This is a genomic window from Thermococcus sp., from assembly GCF_027063845.1.
Classification (GTDB): Archaea; Methanobacteriota_B; Thermococci; order Thermococcales; family Thermococcaceae; genus Thermococcus.
This window is the reverse complement of the sequence record NZ_JAMOQU010000081.1, coordinates 1-25,460: the sequence shown is the minus strand read 5'-3', so window position 1 is coordinate 25,460 and position 25,460 is coordinate 1. Positions and strand designations below refer to the sequence as shown.

33 protein-coding genes and 1 pseudogene are annotated in these 25,460 nt (G+C 53.7%); 17 read left to right on the top strand and 17 right to left on the bottom strand.

Annotated features, from left to right (window positions below; genetic code table 11):
• Positions 1-56 precede the first annotated feature (56 nt).
• Genes MVO87_RS06125 through MVO87_RS06115 form a run of 3 tightly spaced genes read right to left on the bottom strand, consistent with a single transcriptional unit; the run spans position 57 to position 1,390 of the window.
• Positions 57-407, bottom strand: coding sequence for an iron-sulfur cluster assembly protein (locus tag MVO87_RS06125; RefSeq protein WP_297514912.1), 351 nt, complete (start codon positions 405-407; stop codon positions 57-59).
• The gene (locus tag MVO87_RS06120; RefSeq protein WP_042689977.1) at positions 408-767 is read right to left on the bottom strand and encodes an iron-sulfur cluster assembly protein; all 360 of its coding nucleotides are present in this window, start codon (positions 765-767) and stop codon (positions 408-410) included.
• A 32-nt stretch (positions 768-799) separates the two neighbouring features.
• Positions 800-1,390, bottom strand: coding sequence for a hypothetical protein (locus MVO87_RS06115; RefSeq protein ID WP_297514927.1), 591 nt, complete (start codon positions 1,388-1,390; stop codon positions 800-802).
• 92 nt (positions 1,391-1,482) lie between these two features.
• Here MVO87_RS06115 and MVO87_RS06110 point away from each other — a divergent pair, with 92 nt between their 5' ends.
• Positions 1,483-2,457 carry a hypothetical protein gene (locus MVO87_RS06110; protein ID WP_297514909.1) on the top strand — a complete coding sequence of 325 codons (975 nt, stop codon included), beginning with the start codon at positions 1,483-1,485 and terminating at the stop codon, positions 2,455-2,457.
• 26 nt (positions 2,458-2,483) lie between these two features.
• Here the strand turns inward: MVO87_RS06110 and MVO87_RS06105 are convergent, their stop codons facing one another.
• The 4 genes from MVO87_RS06105 to MVO87_RS06090 form a co-directional block, all read right to left on the bottom strand.
• Positions 2,484-2,831 (bottom strand): class II SORL domain-containing protein, encoded by a 348-nt coding sequence (locus MVO87_RS06105; protein ID WP_297514906.1) that lies wholly within the window; start codon positions 2,829-2,831, stop codon positions 2,484-2,486.
• Positions 2,832-2,841: 10 nt separating this feature from the next.
• Positions 2,842-3,003 carry a rubredoxin gene (rd, locus tag MVO87_RS06100; RefSeq protein WP_297514924.1) on the bottom strand — a complete coding sequence of 54 codons (162 nt, stop codon included), beginning with the start codon at positions 3,001-3,003 and terminating at the stop codon, positions 2,842-2,844.
• A gap of 79 nt (positions 3,004-3,082) precedes the next feature.
• Positions 3,083-3,598 carry a rubrerythrin family protein gene (locus tag MVO87_RS06095; RefSeq protein WP_297514904.1) on the bottom strand — a complete coding sequence of 172 codons (516 nt, stop codon included), beginning with the start codon at positions 3,596-3,598 and terminating at the stop codon, positions 3,083-3,085.
• A 92-nt stretch (positions 3,599-3,690) separates the two neighbouring features.
• Positions 3,691-4,920: an FprA family A-type flavoprotein gene (locus MVO87_RS06090; RefSeq protein WP_297514921.1), complete on the bottom strand. Its 1,230-nt coding sequence runs from the start codon at positions 4,918-4,920 to the stop codon at positions 3,691-3,693.
• Between the two features lie 168 nt (positions 4,921-5,088).
• Here MVO87_RS06090 and MVO87_RS06085 point away from each other — a divergent pair, with 168 nt between their 5' ends.
• Positions 5,089-5,439, top strand: coding sequence for a hypothetical protein (locus MVO87_RS06085; RefSeq protein WP_297514902.1), 351 nt, complete (start codon positions 5,089-5,091; stop codon positions 5,437-5,439).
• Here the strand turns inward: MVO87_RS06085 and MVO87_RS06080 are convergent.
• The 9 genes from MVO87_RS06080 to MVO87_RS06040 all read right to left on the bottom strand — a co-directional run bounded on the left by MVO87_RS06080 (position 5,436) and on the right by MVO87_RS06040 (position 13,748).
• Complete coding sequence (locus MVO87_RS06080; protein ID WP_297514918.1) at positions 5,436-5,915, bottom strand: PIN domain-containing protein; 480 nt, start codon at positions 5,913-5,915, stop codon at positions 5,436-5,438. The two genes, MVO87_RS06085 and MVO87_RS06080, sit on opposite strands and share 4 nt — an antisense overlap.
• Positions 5,908-6,153 carry a UPF0175 family protein gene (locus MVO87_RS06075; protein WP_297514899.1) on the bottom strand — a complete coding sequence of 82 codons (246 nt, stop codon included), beginning with the start codon at positions 6,151-6,153 and terminating at the stop codon, positions 5,908-5,910. The genes MVO87_RS06080 and MVO87_RS06075 overlap by 8 nt, the downstream gene beginning before the upstream one ends.
• Positions 6,154-6,396: 243 nt before the next feature.
• Positions 6,397-7,140 carry a hypothetical protein gene (locus tag MVO87_RS06070; protein WP_297552569.1) on the bottom strand — a complete coding sequence of 248 codons (744 nt, stop codon included), beginning with the start codon at positions 7,138-7,140 and terminating at the stop codon, positions 6,397-6,399.
• Positions 7,141-7,241: 101 nt separating this feature from the next.
• Complete coding sequence (locus MVO87_RS06065; protein ID WP_297512906.1) at positions 7,242-7,691, bottom strand: hypothetical protein; 450 nt, start codon at positions 7,689-7,691, stop codon at positions 7,242-7,244.
• A gap of 332 nt (positions 7,692-8,023) precedes the next feature.
• A complete protein-coding gene (locus MVO87_RS06060; RefSeq protein ID WP_297512908.1) occupies positions 8,024-8,983 on the bottom strand; it encodes an ABC transporter ATP-binding protein in 960 nt (319 codons plus the stop codon).
• Complete coding sequence (locus MVO87_RS06055) at positions 8,980-9,951, bottom strand: ABC transporter ATP-binding protein (RefSeq protein ID WP_297512910.1); 972 nt, start codon at positions 9,949-9,951, stop codon at positions 8,980-8,982. Before MVO87_RS06055 ends, MVO87_RS06060 begins: the two co-directional genes overlap by 4 nt.
• Before the next feature lies 1 nt (position 9,952).
• Complete coding sequence (locus tag MVO87_RS06050) at positions 9,953-10,870, bottom strand: ABC transporter permease (RefSeq protein ID WP_297512912.1); 918 nt, start codon at positions 10,868-10,870, stop codon at positions 9,953-9,955.
• Positions 10,871-11,872, bottom strand: coding sequence for an ABC transporter permease (locus MVO87_RS06045; RefSeq protein WP_297512914.1), 1,002 nt, complete (start codon positions 11,870-11,872; stop codon positions 10,871-10,873).
• Positions 11,873-11,903: 31 nt separating this feature from the next.
• Complete coding sequence (locus MVO87_RS06040) at positions 11,904-13,748, bottom strand: ABC transporter substrate-binding protein (protein ID WP_297512916.1); 1,845 nt, start codon at positions 13,746-13,748, stop codon at positions 11,904-11,906.
• 151 nt (positions 13,749-13,899) lie between these two features.
• Between MVO87_RS06040 and bgaS the strand changes: the two genes are divergently transcribed.
• Genes bgaS through MVO87_RS06025 form a run of 3 tightly spaced genes read left to right on the top strand, consistent with a single transcriptional unit; the run spans position 13,900 to position 16,149 of the window.
• The gene (gene bgaS, locus MVO87_RS06035; RefSeq protein WP_297512918.1) at positions 13,900-15,429 is read left to right on the top strand and encodes a beta-galactosidase BgaS; all 1,530 of its coding nucleotides are present in this window, start codon (positions 13,900-13,902) and stop codon (positions 15,427-15,429) included.
• Positions 15,430-15,434: 5 nt separating this feature from the next.
• A complete protein-coding gene (locus MVO87_RS06030; RefSeq protein ID WP_297512920.1) occupies positions 15,435-15,668 on the top strand; it encodes a hypothetical protein in 234 nt (77 codons plus the stop codon).
• On the top strand, positions 15,652-16,149 hold the full coding sequence (locus tag MVO87_RS06025; RefSeq protein WP_297512922.1) for a PIN domain-containing protein: 498 nt from the start codon (positions 15,652-15,654) through the stop codon (positions 16,147-16,149). The genes MVO87_RS06030 and MVO87_RS06025 overlap by 17 nt, the downstream gene beginning before the upstream one ends.
• On the opposite strand, the gene MVO87_RS06020 is transcribed toward MVO87_RS06025, so the two are convergent.
• Positions 16,112-16,543: a class I SAM-dependent methyltransferase gene (locus MVO87_RS06020; RefSeq protein WP_297552567.1), complete on the bottom strand. Its 432-nt coding sequence runs from the start codon at positions 16,541-16,543 to the stop codon at positions 16,112-16,114. The genes MVO87_RS06025 and MVO87_RS06020 overlap by 38 nt on opposite strands.
• Here MVO87_RS06020 and MVO87_RS11280 point away from each other — a divergent pair.
• The 12 genes and pseudogenes from MVO87_RS11280 to MVO87_RS05960 all read left to right on the top strand — a co-directional run.
• Positions 16,497-16,661: pseudogene (locus MVO87_RS11280) on the top strand (hypothetical protein); the annotation flags it as partial. The gene MVO87_RS06020 and the pseudogene MVO87_RS11280 overlap by 47 nt on opposite strands.
• On the top strand, positions 16,651-17,223 hold the full coding sequence (locus tag MVO87_RS06010; protein WP_297512926.1) for a polyprenyl synthetase family protein: 573 nt from the start codon (positions 16,651-16,653) through the stop codon (positions 17,221-17,223). The pseudogene MVO87_RS11280 and the gene MVO87_RS06010, both read left to right, overlap by 11 nt.
• 98 nt (positions 17,224-17,321) lie before the next feature.
• Positions 17,322-18,809, top strand: a complete 1,488-nt coding sequence (locus MVO87_RS06005) for a hydrogenase 4 subunit D (RefSeq protein ID WP_297512927.1) — start codon at positions 17,322-17,324, stop codon at positions 18,807-18,809.
• Positions 18,806-20,692: a complex I subunit 5 family protein gene (locus MVO87_RS06000; protein WP_297552565.1), complete on the top strand. Its 1,887-nt coding sequence runs from the start codon at positions 18,806-18,808 to the stop codon at positions 20,690-20,692. Before MVO87_RS06005 ends, MVO87_RS06000 begins: the two co-directional genes overlap by 4 nt.
• On the top strand, positions 20,689-20,973 hold the full coding sequence (locus MVO87_RS05995; RefSeq protein ID WP_297512930.1) for an MrpF/PhaF family protein: 285 nt from the start codon (positions 20,689-20,691) through the stop codon (positions 20,971-20,973). The genes MVO87_RS06000 and MVO87_RS05995 overlap by 4 nt, the downstream gene beginning before the upstream one ends.
• On the top strand, positions 20,970-21,428 hold the full coding sequence (mnhG, locus tag MVO87_RS05990) for a monovalent cation/H(+) antiporter subunit G (protein ID WP_297552563.1): 459 nt from the start codon (positions 20,970-20,972) through the stop codon (positions 21,426-21,428). Before MVO87_RS05995 ends, mnhG begins: the two co-directional genes overlap by 4 nt.
• Complete coding sequence (locus MVO87_RS05985) at positions 21,425-21,682, top strand: hydrogenase subunit MbhD domain-containing protein (RefSeq protein ID WP_015858859.1); 258 nt, start codon at positions 21,425-21,427, stop codon at positions 21,680-21,682. Before mnhG ends, MVO87_RS05985 begins: the two co-directional genes overlap by 4 nt.
• A complete protein-coding gene (locus tag MVO87_RS05980) occupies positions 21,679-22,446 on the top strand; it encodes a Na(+)/H(+) antiporter subunit B (protein ID WP_297552561.1) in 768 nt (255 codons plus the stop codon). Before MVO87_RS05985 ends, MVO87_RS05980 begins: the two co-directional genes overlap by 4 nt.
• The gene (locus MVO87_RS05975) at positions 22,439-22,825 is read left to right on the top strand and encodes a sodium:proton antiporter (protein ID WP_297514647.1); all 387 of its coding nucleotides are present in this window, start codon (positions 22,439-22,441) and stop codon (positions 22,823-22,825) included. Before MVO87_RS05980 ends, MVO87_RS05975 begins: the two co-directional genes overlap by 8 nt.
• The gene (locus MVO87_RS05970; RefSeq protein ID WP_297514650.1) at positions 22,822-23,319 is read left to right on the top strand and encodes a Na+/H+ antiporter subunit E; all 498 of its coding nucleotides are present in this window, start codon (positions 22,822-22,824) and stop codon (positions 23,317-23,319) included. Before MVO87_RS05975 ends, MVO87_RS05970 begins: the two co-directional genes overlap by 4 nt.
• 9 nt (positions 23,320-23,328) lie before the next feature.
• The gene (locus MVO87_RS05965) at positions 23,329-24,909 is read left to right on the top strand and encodes a proton-conducting transporter transmembrane domain-containing protein (RefSeq protein WP_297552559.1); all 1,581 of its coding nucleotides are present in this window, start codon (positions 23,329-23,331) and stop codon (positions 24,907-24,909) included.
• Between the two features lie 42 nt (positions 24,910-24,951).
• Positions 24,952-25,460, top strand: a 509-nt coding sequence (locus MVO87_RS05960; RefSeq protein WP_297552557.1) for a DUF998 domain-containing protein, incomplete at its 3' end; no start/stop codon positions are given.

The window sequence follows — 25,460 nt, the reverse complement described above, 5'->3', positions numbered from 1 at the left end:
GTACTCTGCCTTGAGGTTGTAGTAGTGGCCCTCGTCGAGTTCGGCGGAACCATACATCATCCCTCCGCTAAAAGCAGTCCAAGTTCGTTATACACCTTCACGGTGTTAAATCCTTCCGCTTTGAGAATCGAAACTATCTCTCCCAGTATCTTCCTCTGGACGTTCATCGCCAGCATCTGGCAGAAATGGCACTCTGGAGTTGAGCGGGCCATGAGGAGAAAGACCTCGACGCGCTTTCCTTCAACGGTGAGGCCATAGACGAGGCCCTCCTCGACGATGTTTAAGCCCGTCTCAGGGTCATTAACCATCTCAAGCAACTTCACAACGCGCCTGACTTCTTCGGGCATGTCCTTCCTCGGACCCGGCTCCGACCTCTTTTTGGGCCGTAAAAAGTCCAGGAGGGGCATTCAAACCCTCTCTCCTGAGATATCTTCAGGCCTGTAGCCCTTTCTGTTCTCGAACTTTCCAACAACGTTGTTCCCGAGGTCATAGACGTAAACGTTGTCGAACTTGACCAGTGCAAACCGCTCCATTATGTCGCCGATTATCTTGGAGTACGCTATGGGGCTCTCGCCTATGATGTTGTACTCGGCATGGCTCTCGAAGCGAAGCCAGATTTTGAGCGTGTCGTCGGTGACCTCAAGGCCCGCCACAACCCCAGAATCGAGAATGTCACCACCGGTAACCGGGTCGGTTATTTTCTTCAGCTCCTCAATCACTGCCCTGTATGGCTCGGGCCACTCTCTGTCTGGACTGTAAACCTTCATTTCTCTCACCGATTCCCCCTTCGAATGGTCAGTTATAAGCCTTCCTGGGCAGATGTGAGAGCCTTGGCTGGGGGATACGAGAGGAGCAACGCGGTTATCCACAGCGACACGGAAGCCGTGTAGAGCAGGAGCGCCGGCAGGGAGCGGTAGTAAACCGCGTTCACTAAGGTAAAGGCCACGAGAAGCCACGCGGACAGGCGGGCCATTGAGGCGGGTTTCTTCGGCGAGTTCGAGTAGAAGGCCACAGCATCCATAAGGAGGAGCAGGGAGATATCCGAGAACATCAAAAAAACGTAGTTCCGAGGGTCCTCGCTCAGACCTATTGAGAGAACCATCAAGGCAATTTGGGCAAGCATCTCAAGCTTTGCTCCAACGAGACCGCTCATAGAGAGGGCATGAACTATAAGCGCGGGCCCAAATATTACGAGGAGGGAGACGTTGAGGCCAACCATATGGCCCGTAAAGCCGAACGCCGTTATTAAACCTCCTGCAAGTATCAAATGGGATAACTTCTCTTTTCCAAGTCTGTTCCGCTCGACGAGCCTCGTCAGGTGCCACGTGAGAAAAACCCCGGCAAGGACGAGGGGTCCATCGATGGACATCACAAGAGAGTACGAATCCATAATTCTCAACCATAGAAAACTGTGGCGTTAGGCCTTTAAACCTTACCCAAAAGCTTTAAGTGTTAAAACTCAAAGTTTTATTGGCGATATTAGTGACAGTTAAAGGAAAGTTTGCTCCGGTTGGTGGCAGGGAATACCTGCTGGCCGGGAGTCTGCTGATGGTGCTGTCCAATCTCTTCGGCCTTTTCTCGCTTATAGCCTTTGGACTCGGGCTCGTGGTTTACCTGATTGGTCTCTACCTCTGGAGCGTGGACGTTGACTCAAGACCTCTGAAGCTGTTCCTGCTTGAGACGGCTCTATTCCTAGTTGCCATCTTCCTCCTTAGCTGGAGCCCGAAGTGGGTCCTACTCAAACCCTCGTGGGACATTTACAAGCTCATTAACTTACTGGCGCCGGCGTATCCTGCCTTTGTTGCCAGCGCGCTCGTTTATAGACTCAGGATGGGCCTGTTCGCGGAGTCCACAGGGGGGCTGAACTTTAACCTAGTCGGGAATCTGTATCTCGTCGGTGCCCTGCTGTTCCCTGTCTTGATTGGTCTCGTTTTAATGAGCATCGCCCGCCTCGTGGAGGCCTACTCCTATTGGAATCTGCCCCTAGCCGCCAGGAAGGACGTTCCCTTCAACTTCTCAAAGAGGAAGGTCCTTGCGGTTTTCGTGGCCTCCCTGATTCTCTCACCGGTTCTCTTCAATGTTCCCTTCCCGAGCTACGATGGCTCGGCGCGCTCAAATGGTGTTGCCGTTTACTGGAGTACATCTGGTTCCCCTGCGGTCGTGGACGTTCTCATCAAGGTTCCCGGGAACTTCTGCGGGGCCGGGGTTTACGTTGATGGCATTAAAGTTGGGCAAAAGTACGAGTCAATGACATTCTGGGGCCCGTTTCAGTCCCTTCTTGCTCTCTCCGGCGACGAGGTTATAAGATACCACGTGGAGCTCTTCAAGAGCCCTGAAAACGTGACGGTTATGGTATGCGTACGAGACGTTAAGTACGTGCGCACCCTAGAAGGCTACGCTCAGGAATGGTTCGAAAACTGGAAAAACGTGACGTTCCAGCTCTCGGGAGAAAAATAACGGGGGTTGGGGCGGAAAAAGAAAGCTCACTCGAGCGCGACCTCGTTCTCCCAGAGGCCGTGGATGTTGCAGTAGCTGAGGGCGTAGAGCTTGCCCTTCTTCTGGGTCTTGAAGAAGAAGACCGCCCTCGGCTCGGTCAGCGGGTCGCTGTGGTTGCTGAACTCGGCCCTGCCGACGAGAATCGGGAAGTTCTCCCCCTCGGGGTGGAAGTACAGCTCAATCCAAGCGATGTGGTGCTCCGGGGTGTTCGGGTGCGGTATCTCCTTGCCGACGCTGACCTCGACCTTGACGAGGTCGCCCTCCTTCTCGTACTCTATAACGGGGACGTGCTTCTCCCCCTTCCAGTCTCCACTCTTTATGGTTTCGCTCAGCATCTCAACCACCTCACTCTATCTTTTCAAACTGGTCCTTGGGCGCACCGCAGAGCGGGCAGACCCAATCCTCGGGAAGGTCTTCAAACCTGGTTCCGGGCTCTATCCCGTTGTCAGGGTCGCCCTCGTCCTCATCGTAGAGGTATCCACAGATTATGCATCTCCACTTTGCCACTTCTTTCACCATTCTGCTGTTGGCACTTCGGCCTTATAAGGTTTGTGGTTCAAACCTGTGAAACGGAAAAGCGAAGGAATTACTCGAAGACCACGAACTTGTCGCCCGGCAGACCGCACACGGGACAGCGCTCAGGGGCCTCGTCGACCGCCGTGTACCCGCAGACCGGGCAGATGTAGACCCTCTTCACCTCGATATCCTCGCCCTTAGCAACGCTTTCTTTGGCCTTCTCGTAAAGCTCGGCGTGGAGCTTCTCGGCCTCAAGGGCGTAGTGGGTGCTCCTAACGGCCTCCTTCTCACCCTGGAACTCGGCGGAGTTCTTGTAAACGGGGTACATCTCCTCGACCTCGAAGGTCTCGCCCGCTATGGCTTCCTTCAGGTTCTCCTCGGTCTTCCCGAGCTTGCCTAAAGCTATGAAGTGGTTCTTCGCGTGGACGAACTCCGCGTAGGCTATCGCCCTAAAGAGCTTGGCAACCTTCGGAAAGCCCTCCTCCTCGGCCTGCTCGGCAAAAATCAGGTACTTCATGTGGGCCATGCTTTCGCCAGCGAAGGCATCCTCCAAAAACTTCCTGGTCATAGTTCTCTCAACGGGCATGAAAACACCATATCAAGATGGAAGCGGAAGTATATAACACTTTTCGAACCTGAGGGGAGTAAAGCCGTTGAGAAGAGAAAGAGAAGCTGAAATCACGAAGCCCACTCGACGAGCTTCCTGACGGCTTCCCTCAGCTTTGCTTTGTCCTCCTCGGTTGGCATTCCCTTGCTCTCGACGGTAGCTACATGGTCAAACTTGCTCCTCGTTATCAGCGTCTCTATCTTCCTTCCTGCAACCCCGCCCCAGCCGTATGCTCCGACGATTAGGACGGGCTTCTCGTAGTTGGCCTTGTCGAGTATCTCGAGGAGCGTGTAGCGTATCCTCGGGTGTATTTCGGCCTCGTAGGTCGAGGCGCCGATGATTAAAGCTTCAGCACTTGGAACCTCGCCGAGGATGTCGCTGACGGCGGGGGCTTCCCTGTCGGTGAAGCGGTAAACGACGGGCTTCTTTCCGAGCTTCTTAAGCTCGTCAATAACGATTTCTATTCTCCGCTCAACGAAGCCGTACATCGAGTCGTAGATGACGAGAACCTTGTCCTTCTCGGGGACTCCGGCCCCAACGCGTTCGTAGAACTCGAATATCCTTTTTGGGTTCTTGCACCAGGCCAGGCCGTGTCCTGGGAGAATCATCTTAGCCTCCTCGACTATGCCGAGCTTCTTGAGCTTGTTAATGCTCTGGACGATGTACTTGTGGTAGTGACCGATAACCGTGACGATGTACTTGGTAACGTAGGGCAGGTAGCGCTTTACGACCTCCTCGTCGCTGTCGTCTATCGTCTCTGGAATTGAGTAACCGCCGCCAGCGTCGCAACCGAAGATGATTTTGTCCTCGACGAGGTAGGTTATCATGCTGTCTGGCCAGTGAACCCAGGGAATCGTTATGAAGCGGAAAATCTTTCCGCCGATGCTGAGCTCTTCGTTGTCCTTAACGACCTTGAAGTTTTTCACGACGTCTTTCCCGTAGAAGCCCTCGAGCAGGTTCCTCGCGAAGGCCGTCCCTATGAGCTGGGCCCTGTGGCCGTTTGCTTCAAGGAACGCTGGAAGGGCACCGCTGTGGTCTGGCTCAGTGTGGTTAAGGATTACGTGGGTTATTTCCTTGGGGTCCACGAGCTTCTTAAGCTCTTCGAGGAAAAGGTCGGTGTAATCGGCCTTCGTCAGGTCAACGAGGACGTTGGCCCCGTCGAGCTTGACGAGGTACGCGTTATAGGTTATCCCCTCGGGGATGTACCAGGCCGCCTCGAAGTACTTAATCTCGTCATCATCGACCCTGATGATGTAAATTTCGGGGTCGTTACAGAGCTTTTCTACCCTGACGTTCACCATAACTATCACCACTCTTAGTTCTGTTTTCTGGATAAAAGAGTTTTCACGCGGGAGAGGAGAGCTTTGGTTTTCGTAACGGCTCTTCTCCAGATATTATACCCTCCGGGAGGAGGGAAATGGGCTGGTGGTACATTTTAGGGTTACTAGACACTAGACATATTGTTTATTATGATGCCCCTTGCAGTATTGGCTGTTATCCATGATTATGTCTATGAAAAATATCGGAAACTTTATCCCGGGAATGACGACTACATAGGAGCAAGAACAAATTCTGAGACTGCCTTGTACATATTCCTGATGTCCCAAGCTTTAGCGGTCCTTCATACCGTTGCATACTTCGATACACTAGATGCTGACTTTTTGAAAATGGTTGGTCTCTGGCAGACAGTTTCTGGAATAGTATTTATAGTGTACCTTTATTATCGCCGAAAGGTCAAAGAATTCGAAAAACTCCAAATGATCCAAGAGGCCATCGCCAAGGGCGTCGAAATCGGCATGAAGAAGGCAAAAGAAACTTAACCCTCTCCAGCCTCCTCCAAAATTCTTTTGTAAAGCCCTTCGCTCAGCCAGAAGCCGGTTTCTTTTAGCTTTTCAAGCTCCACCCTCAAACTGGGGATCTTTTCCCGAAACTTCGCCCTCAGCAGGACGCCAATCGTTCCGGTAACCTTTAGTCCCAGTGCCCTCGCAACTTCCCTGCCGTCATAATCATCAATGAGAAGCAAATCTGCATTCATCTCAAGGGATAAAACTATCGCCTCGCTCTCCCCCTCGTCCAGCTCGAGCATAAGCGACTTCTTGAGTGTCTCATCCTTTATTTCCACAACTTTAATCCAGTCGGCCTTTTCAATGAGCTCAGCGTCCTTTGAACCCTTCCCCTCAAGGACGCACTCCCTGTAAACGGCCTTGGGAATGAACACCTCTCCAAAGAACTTCCTCAAAAGGTCGAGCCTGCCGATTTTGGCGAGGTGAATCAGGGGAGTGGAGTTGCTAACCACGGGCAAAGTCCAAATCCTCCTCTAGCTCTCTCTCAGTGTAGTGCCTCGGGATTTTTCGCCTCGCAAGCTCCTCCAAAAACTCTCTCTTTGTAAGTTCGGCCAGCTTCGCCGCCTTTCCGAGGGAAATGGCACCCTTTGAGTAGAGAATCAGCGCTAGCTCCAGCTTCAGCTCTCTCTCCATCTCTGCCTTTGGGAGCTTGATGGATACAAGAACGTCATCGGGTATAACTATCTCCATTTTTTCACCCGTTAGTATTGAAGTCCACAGGTATTTAACCGCTTCGCCCCGGTATTATACTCTCCGAGAGGAGGGAAATGTTAAATATCTTGATTGTCTTGGTGCCTCCTTGAACTCCTTGTATTTCTTTGTTTTGAGTTTATCTTGGACGTTAGGTAGCTCTTTTTGGGTATCTACCTCGGACGACCCTCCTCTCTGAGTTGTCGAGACTTCCTGCAAAGGCTGGATTGAAGGGCATGGCCCTCACGTCAGGTAGAGTACCGCCAGCGTTAGGACGTAGAGGAGCATCACACTCCTGAAGACGCTCCAACCAAGCTTTTTGATGTCCTCTATCCTGGCCACGTAGGTGGTGTCCTTCAGGTTTCTCACGAGCCTGACCGTTGGCTCGATGAGGGCTACCACAAGGTATGGGTTGTAAAGGAGGACAATGAATGCAGGAAGCCACGCCATGAGCGGGTACTTTCGCGGGAACTTCCTGAAGGCGAGCTTCGTCTCGACGTAGGCCGCTCCGATTGCCCCGTAGTAAGCCAGGAGGAACCAGAAGACGAGGACCCTGTCAGTGAAAGGCTTGCCCGCCACGGCCGGAGCGAAGAGGGCCGGGACAGCAGGTAGGAGGTTGCCGAGCGCATACGTTACCGGGTTCTTCCAGCCCTTGGCGCGGGAGAAAGCGAAGTGAAGGGTGAAGAGGACGCCGACGATGGTGAGGGGAATTAGGAGCTCATTAACCGTCCCCCAGTAGAGCGCGGGGAGGAGGTACGCCAGACCGTTGAGTCCCAGCGCGATGGCCATGTCCTTCATCTTCCATGCTCGATAGGAGTCAAAGGCGTAGTCGAAGGTGAAGAACGTTAACAGAGCGACGGCGAGACCGATTAGCCAGCCCCTCAGGTCGGCACCGCTGAGGAGTAAGCCACCAATCATGGCAAGGATTATCGTTCCTCCCGCCCCTGGCTCCCTCGGCACTTTGAAGATTTTCATTTTAACCTTCATAGCAACACCGAGAAGAGTACCGTTATGCGTTTAAAGGCCTTATGGGACAAAAATGGGGAGTAAAAAGCCGGGAAATCAGGCGAAGGTAACGCTCCTGTCCTTCAGCGAGCGGTTGAGCAGGTCGGCGTGTTCAAGGGTGACCTGGTACTCGGCGAGCTTCTCGAGCTTGAGCCCCTCGCCGTCGAGGAGTATCTTGTTGACGTAGACTTGTCCTCGTCGAAGCCAACGGTGTAGACGAAGAGGTCCTTCTTGCTCAGGTACTCCCTAATCTTCTCGTCCTTGAGGGCCTCGGCAAGACCTCCAGCGGCGAAAATCCTGACGTGGACGACGAAAGCCCCAGGGACGTCCTTCTCGGCAAGGAAGTGGCAGGTAACGCCCCCGCTGAGGGTTATGAAGGTCGCTTCGGTTGCGGTCGCTATGCTGGAGCAGATTATGTTCCTGCTGGCAACGACGGTAACTTTGTTGAGGCCAAGGTCAGCCAGGGCCTTTCCAACGAGCCTTCCTGTCAATGCCCTAAGGTAAATCTCCTCCTCAAAGGTCGTCTTCGCCATACCATCTTTCCCCGAATTTTTCGGGGAGAAATTGGCATTTTGATTACACAAAGGTGGATTTTTAGAGAACTGCCAAGGGAATGCTCTAATACATTCACTCTGACGGATCAGTTTGAAAGTTCGATATGTAAACTTATAAAGTTCGAAGACAATAACAAATGAGGTAATATCATGCTGAGCGATAAGATGCTCAAAGCTTTGAACGAACAGCTCAAGAGCTCTGTTGAGGAGCAATCGAAGAGGAAAGATCTAACAGGACCGTCTGAGCTTTAAAGGCCAAAAAGAAATAAAAAGGAGGCGGGTGGTTGCCATGGCCAGCGGCTGTGACTCGATTAGTAATAAAAGTGACATGCAACCCAGTGGTTCTTCTCGAACTCTATAAGTTCAGGCCTCCTGACAAAGCAGAGTCTTGTAGCCCTGGGACATCTCGGCGCATAGCGACAGCCCTGGAGAGAATAAACGGTTCCCTCCTCCTTTTCCGGCTCGATTCCTTTGAACTCCCACTTCACGTTCAAATCCGGCACACTCTCAAGAAGCATTCGGGTATAGGGGTGGAGCGGATTTTGGAAGACCTTCTCAGTGTCCCCCATCTCCACTATCGTTCCCCTGTACATAATAATCGTCGTGTCGCTGATGTAGTAGCCCAGAGCCAAATCGTGGGTAACGAAGAGAACCGAGGTCCCGTACTTGTCCCTGAAGTCGCCAAGTAAGTTTAGAACATCAATCCTCGTTGAAGCATCGAGCATCGAGACAATCTCGTCCGCAATGAGGAGCTTGGGCTTCAGCAGTAAAGCCCTCGCAATGAGAATCCTCTGGAGCTGGCCCCCGCTGAGCTGGTGCGGAAACTTGCCCAGCACCTCATCAGGGTTGAGGCCAATCTGACGCAGTGCATCCCTGACAAGCTCCTTCCTTTCATCCCGGCTCACATCGGTAAGATACGACTCAGAGATTAGGTCGAAGGCCCTGTCTACTGGGTGGAGGGGGTTGAAGCTGGCGAATGGATCCTGGAAGACAGCCTGAACCTGGCGGTAGTAGTTCTCCCTTAACTCCTTCTTGCTCATCTGAAGGATGTCCTTACCTTCGAAGAGAATCCTCCCGCTCGTTGGCTGGATCAAACGGAGAATCAACTTCCCAATCGTCGTTTTTCCACTACCACTCTCGCCGACAAGCGAGACAATCTCGCCCTTCTTGATGGTAAAGCTGACGTCATCAACCGCGCGAATCTCAAAGCCACCGATGAAACCTGAGGTGAAGATTTTGGTCAGATGCTCGACTTTTAAAAGTTCGCTCATTGGCTTTCACCCCCGAGGAGATGGCAGGCCGCGTAATGCTCGTTCCCAACCTTCACGAGCTTCGGCTCTTCGCTCGGGCACTTGTCGAGGGCGTAGGGACAGCGCGTGTAGAAGCGACAGCCCTTCGGCGGGTTGAGCAAACTAATCGGGTAGCCGGGAATCCCCTTGAGCTTCTGCTTCTTGTACTGCACCCCCATCCTCGGCAGGGAGTTTATAAGGAGCCGGGTGTAGGGGTGAGCCGGGTTGTTGATGACTTCCTCCGTCGAACCTATCTCGACGACTTTCCCAGCGTAGAGGATCATGACTCTGTCTGCAATCTTGTCGAGCAACGCCAGGTCGTGTGTGACGAAAATGATGGATTTTACAATGCCTTCTTTCATGAAGTGGTGGAGGAGCTCGATGACGACGCGCTGGGTTGTCACGTCTAAGGCAGAGGTGACCTCGTCCGCGATGAGTAAATCGGGGTTGAGGAGGGTCGAAACGACCATTGTGGCTCTCTGCCTCATTCCACCGCTCAGCTCGACGGGGTACATGTCAGCTACCTTCGGCGATAGTTTGACCATCGATAGCCTCTCACGGAGGAGCTTTTCAACCTCCTCCCTGTCGGTGTAGCCGTGCTCCTTAGCTAAGTCCCACACGATGTCCTTGATTTTCTTAGTCGGATTGAGGGCGTTCATCGCGTACTGGGGGATGATTGAGAGTTCTGTGTACCTGATTTTTTTGGATTCTTCCGGAGAGAGAGTCATGAGGTCTTTGCCCTTGAAGAGGGCTCTGCCACCCATGTGCACCATCGGGGGTTTTCTCAGGATGAGGGAGTGAACGAGTGTTGATTTTCCGCAACCGCTTTCGCCGGCTATTCCGAAGACTTCTCCTTCTTTAACCTCAAAGGAAACGCCGTCAACGGCCTTGACGTGGCCGAGGGGTGTTGAGTAGTAGATTTTAAGGTCTTCAACGGTGAGCATTGCCATTTCACTCCCTCCTGAGGCGCGGGTTGAAGACCTCCTCCAGCCCGATGTTCACGAAGTAGAGCCCCGTTATGAAGAGCGCTATTATGAGTCCCGGTGGAATCGCCCACCACCAGTACCCAAGGTTTATCGCGTTCCATAGAACCGCGTTCTGGAGGATTATGCCGAGGGAGATTCCTCTCGTTGGACCGAGGCCGATGAAATCCAAGCCTATCGCCGCTAAGATGGCACCTCCGAACTGCAGGATGAAGACCATGAAGACGTAGGACGTAATGTTCGGGAGTATCTCTCCGATGATTATCTTGAGGTCGCTCAGGCCGGCAAGTTTCGCCAGGTGCACGAACTCCCTGTTCTTGAGCGAGAGAGTTTGGGCCCTGATTGCCCTCGCAGTCCAGGGCCAGGCTGTGAGGCCGATTATAATGCTCTCTATAATCACGCCCCTGGTGGACATGTAGGCCGCTATAATTATGAGCAGGGCCATCGTTGGTATTACCAGCATTATGTTCGTGATCATCATGAGTATCTCGTCCGTCCAGCCTCCCCTGTAACCTGCGAGGAATCCTATTGTCAGACCCACGAACGTCGCGATTCCCCCTCCTATGAGGCCAACTATAAGGGAGTTTCTGAGGCCGTAGACAACCTGTGCGTAGAGGTCCCTGCCAAAGCTGTCGGTTCCGAGGTAGTGGGTAACGTTTATCTCCCTTCCAGGGGCGTAGATGACGTCGTGACTCATGGGAGGCAAGTTGGGCGTTGACCTCTTAAGCAGGAGCATCTTGTGAAGCTTGACAGGATAATAACCAAGCTGATCAAAGGGCGTTACTAAAGGACCTATAAGGGCGAAGAGTGCAAAGAACACTATGATGGCAACTCCAACTTTGAACTTCCTGTTTTTGAGGGCTATTCTGAGTTTCTCACTCTTCATTCACTCCCCCTCCGTGAAGGAGAATCTAACCCTCGGGTCTATGACCGCGTAGAGGAGGTCGATGATGAAGTTGGCCACGAGGACGCTTATGACTATCACCAAGAAACAGCCCTGAATGAGGAAGTAGTCCTGGTTGAGTATTCCTTGCATCAGGATGTAGCCTATTCCTGGATAAGAGAAGACTATCTCGGTCGTTAGAGCTCCCGCGACCATCGTTCCAAGCTGTAAAGCTAAACCAGTCACCTGCGGCAGGATTGCGTTCCTGAAGGCGTGCTTCATCAGGGTTTTTTCGCTTGCTCCAAGGGCCTCAAGGTAGCGAACGTAGTCCGCTTCTACCTCATAGATTATCATGTTGCGCATTCCAATTGCCCATCCCCCGAGCATTACAAGGAAGAGGCTCAGGAAGGGAAGAATCCAGTGCTTTAAGAAATCCACTATGAACTCGAGACTCAGGGACGGCATTATACCGTAGCTGTAGGCGCCCGAGATGGGGAGGAGGTCGAGCTTAGCGCCCAGAATGTAGGCCAGGACTATCGCGAACCAGAAGTATGGAGAAGCCGTGAGGAAGTAGAAGACTGGCATGAGGAATGAGTCCAGCTTTTTGTTCTTACCCGCGATTGCACCGAGCCAGTTTCCAACAATCCAGCTCAGGGTTATGGCGGGGAGAAGAATCGCAATATCATAGGGAAGGGCATCCTTTATTATATCCGCAACCGGTTTGGGATACATATACGTGCTTATTCCGAGGTCGCCGTGGAGAACTGCCTTCCAGAAGTTTATGTACTGAACCCAGAGGGGCTTATCCAGCCCAAAGGACTCCATGAAATAGCTGTACATGTATTTCGAAGCCTCGGGAAGGCTCGCAAACCGGGACATCATTATCGAGATGGGGTTTCCAGGCATGAGTCGTGGGATAAGCCAGTCTATCGTGACCGCCGAGAAGAACGTAAGGACGTAGACGAATGTTTTCCTGATGAGGTATCTCCTGATTCCGCTCAACACCGACACCTCCGGGAAATAAAAAGGAAAAGGCTCAACGGCGCCTCCTGTATAGGACTATTGGAACGAGGGAAAGTGCCACGAGCGCGGCAGGTCCGCAGAGGCCCTTATCCTTGCTTGTGGGACTCGGTGTGGTGCTTCCCTTGGCTGACTCAGTAGTCTTCGCTGGTGTGGTTGCCCCGCCACCCGCGGTGACCGGCTTTATCTTCAGGAGGACAAGAGCTCCTCCGAGCTGCCAGTAGTTGTGCCACGTTATCGGGTAGGCGTAGGGGTTCTTCTCGCTGGGCCAGTTGGTCCAGTGCGCGGGGCTTGCCTCATACCAGGCACCGTTGTAAATCAGCGGTATGTACGGGACTTCCTTGAGCCATATCTCCTGTAACTTGCGGTAGAGGGGTTTGGCCTCTTCCAGAGTCTTTGTCCTGGCTATCTCCGTAAGGAGCTCTGCAACTTCAGGGTTCTTGTAACGGCCCCAGTTGCCACCGTAAGTAGGTTCACCAGTTGGGGCAACGTTCGGGTCGAGAATCCAGTTGTAGAATGTCCAAGGAGTTATGGATATGAAGCTTCCGAAGTTGTTTATGGCCATGTCAAAGGTTCCCTTGGTTATGTCGTCCCAGTACTTGCCAAAGTCCGGGAACTTGGGGTCAACCCTTATCCCGACGGCCGCGAGCTGGTCGCTTATTATCCTCGCCATCTCCATCCAGTCTGTCCAGCCGTAGGGGACGATTATGGTAAACCTCATCGGCTTTCCATCCGGATACTCGCGGAAGCCGTCGCCGTTGACGTCCTTATAACCGAGCTTGTCGAGTATCTCGTTGGCCTTCTCTGGATCGTAGCTCCAGCCGTACTTCTTTATAAGGTCTTCTGCCTTTATCTTCTGGTGAGAAGGTAGCGGAAGCAGACCGCTCGGATCGGCTGGGAGAACTTGGTTCTGCGAGGCCCTCTGGGCTATCTCCTTCGGGTTTATGGCGTAGGCTATCGCCCTCCTGAAGTCTGGGTTGTTAAAGGGTGTTTTGTTATCGTTGAGGAAGAGGAGCGCGAGGTTAGCGGAGAGGTGGTAGGGTGGCTTGTCGTACCAGGTTACAATTTTGTACTTGCTCTTGACATCGGGAACGCCGGGGATGAAGAAGTTGCTCCAGTCAAGGTCGCCCTTAACGAGCATCGTGAGGGCAACGTTGTTGCTGTAAACTATGACGTAGACGATGTACTTCGGGGCAGGTTTTCCGAAGTACTTGATTCCCCACCAGTTGTCGTTCCTAACCCAGATGCACCTCATCTGGTCGGTCTTGTAGAGCTTGTACATGCCGGAACCGACGGGATTTTCGTTATTCGCGTAGTCCACAGGGTTGTCAATCTTCTCCCAGATGTGCTTGGGTATGATTGGAATCATGTAGAGCCAGTAGTTCCACTCCGTGTAGTGTGGGTCGCTGAAAACGAAGTCAACGGTTCTATCGTCAACGACCTTAACCTCCTTGAGCCATGACCAGATGTTCGAGAAGAAAACACCCTTGTGCTTCCTTGCTATTTCAAAGGTGAACTTGACGTCCTCCGCAGTGAGTGGCTTTCCGTCCTGCCACTTGAGGTCCTCTCTAAGCTTGACCTCGTAGGTGTTATCATTTATCCACTTGCCCTCTTCAGCGAGCCACGGTTTGAGCTGGTCCTTCAGCGGGTCATAGGTGAAAAGCGTTTCGTAGAGCAGGCCAACAGTTCCAGTCACTGGGGACGGGTTCAGGGGGTTGAAGTTGGTCGGTGGCGACCAGAGGCCTCCGCCAACGTAGAGTGTTTCGTTTCTCGGGAGTTCCTCAGCCTGCGCATAGCCCGCGAATCCACCGAGGCTCGAAACTATCAACACTGCCAGTAGCAAACCGAGGATTCGTCTCATGTGCACCACCCCAGACCCCGAGGGTCTGTGATTATAAAAACGCGATTCAAATTTATAAAACTTTGGGTCTTGCTATAAAATTGGGGCAAAAGTTATAAAAACTGGCAAACTTTATAAAGGATAGAAGGCAAAGATATGTGGGGGTTGATATATGCTACCAGAAGACTTTCTCTGGGGCGTATCCCAGTCCGGTTTTCAGTTCGAGATGGGCGACAAGCTCAGGAGGAACATTGACCCGAACACCGACTGGTGGAAGTGGGTTAGAGACCCATTCAACATAAAGCGGGAACTTGTGAGCGGTGATTTGCCTGAGGAGGGCATAAACAACTATGAACTCTATGTGAAGGACCACCTCTTGGCTAAAGACCTCGGCCTTAACGCTTACAGAATAGGGATAGAATGGAGCAGGATTTTTCCCTGGCCGACGTGGTTCGTGGACGTTGAGGTCGAACGGGACAGCTACGGACTCGTTAAGGACGTCAAAATAAATAAGAACACCCTTGAAGAGCTCGATGAGATTGCCAACCGGCAAGAGGTTGCCTACTACCGGCGCGTTATAGAGCACCTCCGGGAAATGGGTTTCAAGGTCATCGTAAACCTAAATCACTTCACGCTCCCCCTGTGGCTCCATGACCCTATACTGGCGAGGGAGAAAGCCCTTACCAACGGTAGAATTGGATGGGTCGGTCAGGAAAGCGTTGTGGAGTTTGCCAAGTACGCAGCTTACATCGCCAACGCACTGGGCGACCTCGTTGACATGTGGAGCACCTTCAACGAGCCGATGGTCGTGGTGGAACTCGGCTACCTCGCGCCTTATTCTGGCTTTCCTCCGGGAGTTATGAACCCCGAAGCGGCCAAACTGGCAATCTTGAACATGATAAACGCTCATGCCCTGGCCTATAAGATGATAAAGAAGTTTGACAGGGTGAAAGCCGACAAGGACTCCCGCTCTGAGGCAGAGGTGGGGATAATCTATAACAACATAGGCGTCGCCTATCCCCACGACCCCAATGACCCGAAGGACTTAAAAGCCGCGGAAAACGACAACTACTTCCACAGCGGGCTCTTCTTCGATGCAATCCACGAAGGCAAGCTCAACATTGAGTTCGATGGGGAGACCTTTGTCAAAGCCAAGCACCTCAAGGGCAATGACTGGATTGGCGTTAACTACTACACGAGGGAGGTCGTCAGGTATTCCGAGCCCAAGTTCCCGAGTATACCACTGATAACCTTCAGGGGAGTCCACGACCACGGCTACGCCTGCAGACCAGGGAGTTCCTCGGCTGATGGAAGACCCGTCAGCGATATCGGCTGGGAAATATACCCCGAGGGGATTTATGACTCGATAAAGGAAGCCAACAGATATGGGGTTCCTGTTTATGTAACCGAAAATGGAATCGCGGACTCAACGGATGCACTCAGGCCCTACTACATTGCAAGCCACGTGGCGAAGATTGAAGAGGCCCATGAGGCTGGCTACGACGTGAGGGGCTACCTCTACTGGGCTCTCACGGACAACTACGAGTGGGCCCTCGGGTTCAGGATGAGGTTTGGTCTCTACAAGGTGGACCTTATAACCAAGGAGAGAACACCCAGGGAAGAAAGCGTAAAAGTTTATAGGAGTATCGTGGAGAACAACGGAGTGAGCAGGGAACTCAGGGAGAAGTTCGGACTCGGGTGAAAACGATGAAGACGATAGCCGTCGATGAAGACACGTGGGAGGCGATAAAGAAGCTGAAGGTCAGGCTTGAGGCCAGGTCATATGATGAGGTCCTAAAAAAGCTCATACAGGCATGGCACAGGGTTGAGCTTGACATGAAGGCCGAGAGCGTTAGCATAGACGACGAGGAGGCTGAACTCATACTTAATATAATCAAAAATATGAAGAAGGGAGGACAGGGTGATGAAGAGGCTCCCTGAGAGAGTCTCCTTTGACCCAGAGGCGTTCGTTGAGATAAACAGAAAGCGGAACAGGGACTTTCTGGAGTTTCTCCTGGCGGAGTTTCAGGTAGTGGTTTCCTTCTTTACCGTTCATCCGTATCTTCTTGGCAAAGCTTACCTTGGCAAAGACCTTGAAAACGAAGTTCGGGCCCTCGGTGAAGCTTACACCATAGTGTATCCGACGAAAGAACTTCTCCTGCGGGCCATAGAGATTGAGGCGAGACTTATAAAACGGAGTATTTTCCTATCTTTTGACGACATCCTCATAGGGGTAACGGCCATCGAGAACAACGCCCTTCTCGTGAGCTCTGAACCCTCCCGTTACAAACCCCTTGAAAAGTACGGGCTTAACGTAATGGGGCTCAATTCCTTCTTCGACGAACTCCGGGAGCTCGCAAGGGAGGAAGCTGCCAAGTGGGAAGTTAGACCCTCAGAGGTGTCCTCTCCAGAACGAGAATAAACGCTATCCTCGGGAAGAGCCAGCGGAGGCCTTTCGCCCTAAAGCCCCTCTCCTCGAACTCCTCCCTAAGTTCCTCCGGCGAGGGGAAGGCATCTATCGAGCTGACGAGGTGCTCGTAGGCTTTCTCGTTGCCCGTCGTCAGCTTCCCGATGATGGGAACCACAGTTCTCGTGTAGAGCCAAGCTATCTTCCCAGGAGCGATGGGCTTTTTTGAGAACTCAAGGATTAGGAGCTTTCCTCCGGGCTTCAGAACTCGGTGGAGTTCCTTTATTGCCTGCTCTCTCTCGGAAAAGTTCCCTATGCCGAATGCGATGCTAACAACATCGAAACCCTCATCGGGATAGGGCATGTCCTCAGCGGTTCCAACGCTCAGCTTCGCGAAAGGGAACCCCACCGTCGTCATGCGCTGGGGGCCGGAGCTTGCAGTCCTCAGTGGTGACTTCCTCTTCGTCCGCGCGCTGAGGATTATAGCCAAAAAGAAGGCTGAGATGGTGGACTACGTTGCCAAAGTCGTTGAGGATATGGTCAAAGGCGAAATCCTTCAGGAAGCCGTGCGCGGGAGCATTCACCTTGACCTCGAAGATAATAGATGGAAAAACTGGTCGGCTTTTCGGTGCCGCCTTTGCGCTTCCCCCATACTACCTCGAAAAGCCCTACTGGATGGAGCTCGACAAAGCCGGAACGCTCGTCGGAAGGGCGTTCCAGATAATTGACGACGTTCTCGATTACTTCCCCGGAACCGGGAAGGACCGCTTCAAGGATTTGCTCAACGGAAAGGCGACCCTCCCGCTAATCCTCTACACCGAGCGCTACGGTTCCTCCCTCGTCGAGAGAATCCTCAAGAACCCGAGCGAAGAGAACCTGCTCGAGCTCTTCGAGAGAATAGTGAGTGCGGGTGTGTTTGAGGAATCTCTTAAAATAGCCAGAGAATACGTGAAAGAGGCGCTGAAGCTCATCGAAGACCTTCCTTTTGATGGAAGTGATGTTGTGAGGCTTGTTTCCGGATACTTTGAGAACGTCTTCGAAAGGGTTAACGTTCCTGGGGGGCTAGCCTATCATGTTTCACAAAAATAATGGACATTTGGCTAAATACCTTTCGGGAATGAACGAAAAACTTTAAAAAGGTTCGTTAGACAAACCGAATGGATTTTAATCCGACTGGGGGGTCAGTCATGATTGGCCTTCTCGCGACCTTAGCGTTCACGGTCCCTCTCATCGGTGGGTTAATCCTCTTCAGGCTCGACGAGAGAAAAGCAGACGTGGTAATGCTTACCTCATTCATAACGGCGATGTTCCTTCAGCTCGGCGTTGCCGTCATTTACCTCCTCGGCCACGAAGAGATGATTCACATCACTTATCTCGAAAGCACCCAGTTCGGTGAGGTTTATGGGATAGTAATAGACCCCATGAGCGTTTTGATAGGCACGGTCGTTGCAGTTGCTGGCTTCATATTCATGTTCTACGGCGTCGAGTACATGAGCGAGAGAAACGTCGGCCATCCCGGAGGAAAGGGAAGGGGCCTCTTCTACGCCTGGATGACGCTCTTTGAAGGTGCCACCCTCGGCTTCATATACTCCTCGACCTTCCTCGGCCTGCTCATCTTCTTCGAGCTGATGGGTCTTGCCTGCTGGGGTGTCGTGAGCTTCTACAACACTCCCGCAGGCAGGAGGGCCGGCTTCAAGGCCTTCATAATCCCGAACGTAGGTGCAATGATAGGCTTCTACACGGCAATCTACATCGGCCTCACCCAGCTCCACGATTTAAGTTTGTTCTCGCTCTCGAAGGTCTCGCCAGAGGTTAAGCCCTGGCTCTTCCTCGCTCTTCTCATAGCAGGCTACACCAAGAGCGCCCAGTTCCCGACCTACTCGTGGATTCCCGATGCTATGGAGGCGCCGACTCCAGCGAGCGCTTTCCTCCACGGCGCGGCGATGGTTGAGATGGGCGTCTATCTCGTCGCGAGGGTTATTCAGTTCATAGGGCCCTTGCCAGTCTGGATTTTCTATTTCATGGCCGTGATGGTCTCGCTCACGCTCCTAATCCCGATACTTAACTATCCCGTTCAGAAGGACGCGAAGAGGCTTTTGGCATACTCGACGGTGGCAGAGGCGGGAATAATGTTCGTTGGCCTGACCTACGCCGTCCTCGGCCTGACCAGTAAAGCACCGGGCTTCGACGTCGGCCTCAAAGCCGCGATGTTCCAGCTGACAACCCACGCCTTCGTCAAGGGCCTTGCCTTCCTCACCGCTGGAACCTTCACGTACTCCCTTGGAACCCTCGACCTGAGGCGGATAAGCGGTCTCAGGCAAATTCTGCCGATAAACGGCCTCGCGTGGACGGTGGCACTCCTCGGTTTAGCGGGCCTTCCCCCGATGGGAATAGCCTTCAGCAAGGCCGAGCTGATAACGAACCTGAGCCTCCTCAGGGTCTCCGCTTTGGCCTGGCTCCCGATACTGATGGTGCTGGCTGATTCGGCCGTCTTCCTCTGGGTCGGCCTCAAATGGATAACGAGAAACGTCTTCGGTAGGCCCAGCGTCGAGAAAGCCCCAACCCACCCGATAATAACGGCCTCTCTGGTTACCCTCATCGTCCTGACGCTGGTCTCGGCTTACCTTGCCTACCCGCTCGTCGAGGAGATAACCTTCTACGGGGTGATACCATGAGCCTCTACGTCCTGGAGTTGGCCCTCGGACTGCTCTTCATTGCTTCGCTCGTTGGCCTCGCCTCAGGAAGACGCGCCTACTATGTTACCCTCCTCGCGTCCTTCCCGCTCCTAATGAGCGCCATTGAGGGGTTGAACGGTCTCTCAGGTGAGATAATCCCATTCCTCCCGACGACGATTAGAGTGGACTCCATCTCAGCCCTTTTCCTGCTCGTTACGGCTTTCATAACGCTGGCCCTCTCGCTCTACCTGCTCTCCTATGAGGTGAGGGGCAACGAGAAGTTTTTGGCGATGGCAACCAACATGGCGCTCCTATCTGTTGTCCTGTTCCTTGTAACTGACAACCTTGAAAGACTTACTCTCGCCTACGAGCTCTTTGCGGTGTTTACCGCGGTCATGGTGCTCGCCTCTGAAACGAGAGGTTCAAGAAAGGCCACATGGCGCTACCTCGTCCTCACGCAGGTCTTCGGAATAATCCCCCTCCTCATGGCGACTGGCTTGGCTTACGGCGCCGTTGGCGATTTGCACCACCTGACTTTCCACGGCCTTCGCGAGAACTTGGAGAACCTTCCTGTAAGGCCCGCGTTCCTCCTCGTCCTCTTCCTCTCGGCCTCACTCGTCAGGAGCGGGGCGTTCCCCTTCCATGTCTGGGTTCCGAGGGTCTACCGCTCGCTCCCGAGCCCATTCGTTCCTGTCTTCCTCCTCGGTGAGGCCCTTGGAGTTTACATGCTCCTCAGGGTTGCCCACTTTGTCCTCCCCGCTGGAGAGGCCTTGGGCTATGCAGTCGCCTTCCTCGGGACCTTAACGGCCTTCGCAACGCTCTACTCCTTCAGGGAAATCAGGCTCAAGCGCAAGTTCGCCTACCACAGCGTCATGGACGTTGGAATAGCCTACTTCGCCCTCGGTAGTTCCCTCGTTCTCAAGGGAAGTTTCCTCGGAACCGTTGCCCTCCTCGGAGCTTTGCTCCACGTCCTCTACCAGACCCTCTACAAGAGCGCATTCTTCTTTGGCCTCGGCGCGATAGAGCACTACGGTGAGGAGCCGAACATCTGCTCCATGAGGAAGCTCTTGAAGGGCCACGTTATAGCGCTCCTCGTTACAATCTCTGTCCTCTCAATGGCTGGAGTCCCACCCCTCTCGGCCTTCGTGAGCAAGTGGCTCATCTACACGGCTTCAATGGGCACGACCAACGTCCTCCTCTGGCTGATGGTCGTCACGGTGGCCTTCCTCGGAATATTCCCGCTGGCCTCGATAATCCAGGTCAGGAGGATAAACAGGCTCATCTGCAAGAGGGAAGTTGAGACGGAGGAAGTTCCCTTCCTGATAAGGGCCGTCACCGGAGCTGTCTCGCTCGTGAGCTTTCTCGTGGCCGTGTTCCCGTTTATCCTGCTCCCCTGGCTGACGGGTTCGCTCGAAGAACTCGGCTACCCCCTGCCCGAGAGTGCATCCCAGCTCTTCCTCGGAAGTCCGGGCTCTTTCATAGCACTCGTCACGCTTGTGGCAATGGCTTTCATCGGCTGGAAAATCGGAAAGATGCCAACCGAGCGCGTCAGCGAGCTACTCCTCATCTTCTACAACATGGGCGACATCCTCAGATTCACGGCTGACTACTTCCTCTTGGCAGGCAAGGACTTTTACCTCAAACGCATACTCCCCATCATAAAGGTCGTTCCGAGGCACGAGGTGCCCATCATTAAGGACTACGACGACGCGCTCGACTACCCCGTGAGGCACCTCGACGAGGCCATGTTCATGCCCCTTATAAGGGCCGTTGAAAGGCTCGCGCGCTGGGGCAAGAGCAGAAACCTCGACATGAACGCGCTCATGGGTGGCTTTGCCATAGCTATGGCCATCCTGATAATCCTCCTGGGGGTGTTCGCATGAACTTTGAGGCCGTGTTCCTGGACGTCCTCTACTTCGCGGCCGTCATCTACACGCTCGCCTTCGTCCTGTATGGAGTTCGGGCAATCAAAGGCCCCACGACCGCTGATATTATCCTCGCGGTGGACTGCCTCTCCTTCGACATGGCGGCGTTCATGGTTGTGCTGGGAATCTACTTCAAGTCCATAATGCTCGCGAGCGGTGCGATAATCCTCGCCCTGTGGGCCTTCATGCTGGACATCTACTACACCAAGTACGTCCTCTACGGGGAGGTGGAGGTATGATTATCGAGGACATCATCTTCGTCATCGGCTCGGTCGCGATACTCATCGGGGCCATCTACGACCTCATAGCGGCGATAGGCCTGCTCAGGTTTAACGACTTCTACATGAGAACCCACGCGGCCACCGTTGGGACGATTGGAGGAGCTGTGTTGCCAGTCTTCGGTGCGGGACTGGTGGCGCTCGTCTATCACCCCCTCGGCTCCCAGAGGTTCTTTATGGCTGGAATAGCGTTCACCGTCGGAGTGCTAATCCTGATTATAGCTCCCACGGGCTCCCACTCCCTCGTTTCAGCGGTTTACTTCGGAAGGGTCGGAAAGAAGCCTCCTCTTGTCGTTGACCAGCTCGAGGAGGACCTGCCAAAGAGGGAGGACGTTGCGGAGCTCGTCCGCGAGCATGAGGAGTTGCCAGGTGAGGAGGAAGAGCCAAAATTCACATTCAGGAGGCTGGTGAGATGATTGAGCTCCACCTGATAATCCTTGCGATAGTCGTTTCATTCGGCTTCGTCTTCAGCTACCTGGCAATGAAGGAGCACGACCTGCTAAAGGCCCTGGCTTTAAGCTCCGTCCAGTCAACCTTCTTCGCCCTCGGCTTCTACATCCTTGCGGCCCCTGACATAGTGCTGGCTTACCTCGCCATAGCGGTTGGAGCCTATACAGCCCTCGTAATCCTTGCCATAAGCAAAACGGAGCGCTACGAGGTGGGAGAATGAAGAGGGACGTTATTGTCGCTGTCTCGTTCCTGCTCGCGTTCCTGTTCATGGCTTACGCTCTAGTTTACGCCAACGTCCTCGGCCTCGGAGGAGCCGAGCTCAGGCCCCTCGGCGAGTTCTACCTGAGCCACTCCTTTGCCCACGAGGGCCTGACCAGCCACAGCCCAGAGGTGGTTACGGCGATAGTGTGGAATTACAGAGGCTTCGATACCCTCTTCGAGACCTTCGTCTTCTTCCTCGCGATTATGGGAGCCTTCAGCGTGCTGAGACTAACGGACGAGCAGGAGAAGCTCGTGAAGGAGCTCGAAGCGAGGGAACCACACAGGCAGATGGACCTAATCGTCAGGGCGATAACGAAGCTCGTCGTGATAATGATAGTGGCCATCTCGGCCTCGATAGCGCTCCACGGGCATCTAACGCCAGGAGGCGGCTTCCAGGGCGGTTCGGCAATGGCGGTCGCTTCGCTCCTCCTCTTCGCGGCCTTCTCCAAGTTCACCCTCGAGAGGAAGGGCCTCACGGTGAAGCACACGGTCTCAGCCTATGCCCTCGGCCTGGCCTTAATCCTCGCAACGGTTCTCGCCCCAGTCTTCCTCTACGGCGGTAAGGTGCTCGAAATAAACCTCCTGCCTGGCGAGATGGGCCTCTTCAACCTCGACGTCGGTGAGTACCTGGCGGTGACCTTCGGCTTCCTTACTGTGTTCCTCGTGCTCGGCGTTTCGGAGTGGATATTCAAGACCGTCCTCAGGGGGGAGGTGAATGATTGACCTTCTCCTGGCTTACATCACGCTGACGCTCTTCGGCATGGTACTCCTCGGAATCTACGGAGTCGTCACCCGCTCCAACCTGATTAAGAAAATCATCATGCTCAACATTATGGGCGACGCGGTGAACATGCTCTTCATCCTGATAGGCTACCGCATCGTTTTCCCGGTATTCCCGCCCATCTATGAGGAACACATAACTTTCGAGGAGTTCCTCAGCAGGGCAGTTGACCCTACCCCACAGGCGCTTGTTCTGACGGCGATAGTCATTGGGATGGCGATGAACATCCTGCTCGCTACATACGCGATACAGTTCTACCGCCTCCACGGAACGGTTGACGCCAGGGACATAGCCGAGATAATAGGAGGTGAGGGCGAATGAGGCTCAGATTTTCACCCGCAACGTTCTTCATAGTGCTCGCCACCTACCTGTTTTACACGGGCTCTGCAACCGAATACGACGTAGTTACTGGCTCAATAGTGGCGCTGGTAGTTTCCTTCCTCGTCGGCCACTGGCTCGTGAAGAACGACCTCAAGTTTTTCTCCCCGAAGAGGTGGCTCTACGCAGTCATATACTTCCTCCGCTACTTCTTCATCGAGGAGACCAAGACGCACATTGACGTCGCGAAGAGAGTCTTCACCCTCAAGGCCAACCCGGGCATCGTGAGGATTCCCCTTGAGGTGGAGAACGACTACGGAAAGGTCCTCGTTGCGAACTCGATAACCAACACGCCTGGAACGGTAGTGGTGGACATAAGCGACGACGGGAAATGGCTCTACGTCCACTGGATTGACGTTTCCACGCTCGACGAGAAGGAAGTGAAGGAGAACGTGGTTGCCTACTTCGAGGACTACGCGAAGAAAATCTTCGACTGAGGTGATAGCATGGAGGTCGGAATAGTCCCGATTATCCCACTCGGCTTTGCGTTCTTCCTTCCCTTCATAGCCTTCATAACGGGCAGGAGAAGGGGCGTTGTGATAGCCTATTCCTTGGTGGGCCTGTTGGCGACGTTCATATCCGCCCTGTGGCTGTTCAATGAGGTCTACTCCTCAAATGGGCCCTTGGTATATGCCTTGGGCAACTGGATAGCCCCAATCGGCATAGTCCTCGAAGTTGATTTAATGGGGGCAATCCTGGTTCTTTTAACGGCCTTCCTTTTCCTTATGGCGGGAATTTACGCCGTCGAGTATCTTTCGCACGACCACGGCATTGAGTTCTTCTATACCTCTCTCCTTGGCCTTGAGGCGGGACTCATTGGCCTGTTCATGACTGGAGATGCCTTCAACACCTTCGTCATGCTCGAGGTCACGGGAGCGAGCGCCTACGCCCTCGTGGGCTTTTACAGGAGCAGGAGCGAGGCGGTTGAAGGCGCCTTTAAGTACGGAATCAGCGGTGCAACGGCCACTACTCTCTACTTCCTCGCCCTCGGCTTCATCTACGCCTCCTTCGGAACCCTCAACATGGCCGACTTAAGCGCCAAGTTCCACGGGATTTCCTTCCCCGTAACCACTAAGCTCTTCGGTGAGCCAACGCTCGCCCTCGCGATTTTCTTCGCGCTGACACTCTCGATGGTCATCGTCAAGAGCGCAATCTTCCCAGGTCACTACTGGTTGCCATATGCGCACTCGGCCGCACCTTCGCCAGTTTCGGCGCTGCTGAGCGGACTCGTCGTCAGCGGAGGTGTTTACCTACTCGCGCGCTATCTTTACACGGTTTTCTATAGCCTCCCGTTCTGGAAAACTCTTTCGGTAGTTCTCCTAACCCTCGGAGCCGCTTCGGCCCTGCTATCCTCAATAATGATGGTGGTGCAGAAGGACGTGAAGAGGCTGGTGGCGTATTCGACGATACTCCACATGGGATACCTCGTAATGGCGCTTGGAGTAGGAACCCAGCTGGCGCTGACCGCTTTCCTCTACCACACCGTCAACCACGCGATAGCCAAGGGCATGCTCTTCCTCACGGTGGGAGCCTTCATACACCACGCGGGGACGAGAAAGATAGACGAACTCGCGGGGATTGGCAAAAAGATGCCCCTCACAACGGCGCTCTTCGCCCTCGCGACGCTCAGCCTCATCGGAGTTCCCCCGCTCAACGTCTTCTTCAGCAAGATGCTCATCTTCAACGCCCTCCTCCAGGTGAGCCCTCTCGTGGCTTCCGTCGTTGTAATAACGAGTGCAATAGCCGCGTGGGCCTACTTCCGGCTTTTCATAACCCTCTGGCGCGGAAAGCCGGTCGAGGGACATCATCACGGACATGACGAACACGAAGAGCCAGAGAGGCACGAGGTCCCACTCTTCGTGGCGGTGAACTTAGTCCTTGGAATCCTGGTGGTCATCCTCGGCGTTCTGGCCCCGGTAATAATTGACAAGTTCTTCCACCCGGCAGCTGTTCAGGCGATGGAGTGGCAGAGCTACTTTGACGCGGTGAAGAGGCTGGCGGAGGCAACTTTCTCGGCCCTCGGCTAACCTTTTTACGCACCTTTTCCAACTCCTTACCGGTGCCAGTGGATGGAAGTAGAGAAGTTCAAGTGGTCGGGCTTTGCCGGGGGTTTAATCTACTGGCTCTTCGTTGCATGGAGCGTAAGCCGAAACCCCTGGTTCTCCTTCTGGAGAAACGCACTGAGCGACCTCGGAGGGGCTAATGCGAACTCACCTTGGATTTACAACGCTGGCCTCGTGGTTACCTCGTTCTTTGTGATGGCCTTCGCGGTCTATCTGGTGTTAACCGCCCTAAACAAGCCCCAGACGGTTGGCGGTTCCTACGTGAGCGTTTCGGCGATTTTTCTGGCCCTAATCGGTGTGTTTCACGAGGGGACGAGGCCTCACGGCTTCGTCTCGACGTACTTCTTCGTCCAGTTCTTCCTGGGGGCCCTGATTTACGGCCTCGGCTCGGGGAGAAAAGTTAAGGTCGCCTCGCTCGTTCTCTTTGCCCTCGCGGTTATCGGGGCATTTTTCAAGTGGCCCTCAACTGCACTCTTGGAAACCTACGAGATTCTCCTCGTCATGGCCTTTACCCT

Coding starts and splice junctions, on each gene's coding strand:
- MVO87_RS06125 (WP_297514912.1), bottom strand. CDS start 407: ATGCCCCTCCTGGACTTTTTACGGCCCAAAAAGAGGTCGGAGCCGGGT.
- MVO87_RS06120 (WP_042689977.1), bottom strand. CDS start 767: ATGAAGGTTTACAGTCCAGACAGAGAGTGGCCCGAGCCATACAGGGCA.
- MVO87_RS06115 (WP_297514927.1), bottom strand. CDS start 1,390: ATGGATTCGTACTCTCTTGTGATGTCCATCGATGGACCCCTCGTCCTT.
- MVO87_RS06105 (WP_297514906.1), bottom strand. CDS start 2,831: ATGCTGAGCGAAACCATAAAGAGTGGAGACTGGAAGGGGGAGAAGCAC.
- MVO87_RS06095 (WP_297514904.1), bottom strand. CDS start 3,598: ATGCCCGTTGAGAGAACTATGACCAGGAAGTTTTTGGAGGATGCCTTC.
- MVO87_RS06090 (WP_297514921.1), bottom strand. CDS start 4,920: ATGGTGAACGTCAGGGTAGAAAAGCTCTGTAACGACCCCGAAATTTAC.
- MVO87_RS06085 (WP_297514902.1), top strand. CDS start 5,089: ATGATGCCCCTTGCAGTATTGGCTGTTATCCATGATTATGTCTATGAA.
- MVO87_RS06075 (WP_297514899.1), bottom strand. CDS start 6,153: ATGGAGATAGTTATACCCGATGACGTTCTTGTATCCATCAAGCTCCCA.
- MVO87_RS06070 (WP_297552569.1), bottom strand. CDS start 7,140: ATGAAGGTTAAAATGAAAATCTTCAAAGTGCCGAGGGAGCCAGGGGCG.
- MVO87_RS06065 (WP_297512906.1), bottom strand. CDS start 7,691: ATGGCGAAGACGACCTTTGAGGAGGAGATTTACCTTAGGGCATTGACA.
- MVO87_RS06060 (WP_297512908.1), bottom strand. CDS start 8,983: ATGAGCGAACTTTTAAAAGTCGAGCATCTGACCAAAATCTTCACCTCA.
- MVO87_RS06055 (WP_297512910.1), bottom strand. CDS start 9,951: ATGGCAATGCTCACCGTTGAAGACCTTAAAATCTACTACTCAACACCC.
- MVO87_RS06050 (WP_297512912.1), bottom strand. CDS start 10,870: ATGAAGAGTGAGAAACTCAGAATAGCCCTCAAAAACAGGAAGTTCAAA.
- MVO87_RS06040 (WP_297512916.1), bottom strand. CDS start 13,748: ATGAGACGAATCCTCGGTTTGCTACTGGCAGTGTTGATAGTTTCGAGC.
- bgaS (WP_297512918.1), top strand. CDS start 13,900: ATGCTACCAGAAGACTTTCTCTGGGGCGTATCCCAGTCCGGTTTTCAG.
- MVO87_RS06030 (WP_297512920.1), top strand. CDS start 15,435: ATGAAGACGATAGCCGTCGATGAAGACACGTGGGAGGCGATAAAGAAG.
- MVO87_RS06025 (WP_297512922.1), top strand. CDS start 15,652: ATGAAGAGGCTCCCTGAGAGAGTCTCCTTTGACCCAGAGGCGTTCGTT.
- MVO87_RS06005 (WP_297512927.1), top strand. CDS start 17,322: ATGATTGGCCTTCTCGCGACCTTAGCGTTCACGGTCCCTCTCATCGGT.
- MVO87_RS06000 (WP_297552565.1), top strand. CDS start 18,806: ATGAGCCTCTACGTCCTGGAGTTGGCCCTCGGACTGCTCTTCATTGCT.
- MVO87_RS05995 (WP_297512930.1), top strand. CDS start 20,689: ATGAACTTTGAGGCCGTGTTCCTGGACGTCCTCTACTTCGCGGCCGTC.
- mnhG (WP_297552563.1), top strand. CDS start 20,970: ATGATTATCGAGGACATCATCTTCGTCATCGGCTCGGTCGCGATACTC.
- MVO87_RS05985 (WP_015858859.1), top strand. CDS start 21,425: ATGATTGAGCTCCACCTGATAATCCTTGCGATAGTCGTTTCATTCGGC.
- MVO87_RS05980 (WP_297552561.1), top strand. CDS start 21,679: ATGAAGAGGGACGTTATTGTCGCTGTCTCGTTCCTGCTCGCGTTCCTG.
- MVO87_RS05975 (WP_297514647.1), top strand. CDS start 22,439: ATGATTGACCTTCTCCTGGCTTACATCACGCTGACGCTCTTCGGCATG.
- MVO87_RS05970 (WP_297514650.1), top strand. CDS start 22,822: ATGAGGCTCAGATTTTCACCCGCAACGTTCTTCATAGTGCTCGCCACC.
- MVO87_RS05965 (WP_297552559.1), top strand. CDS start 23,329: ATGGAGGTCGGAATAGTCCCGATTATCCCACTCGGCTTTGCGTTCTTC.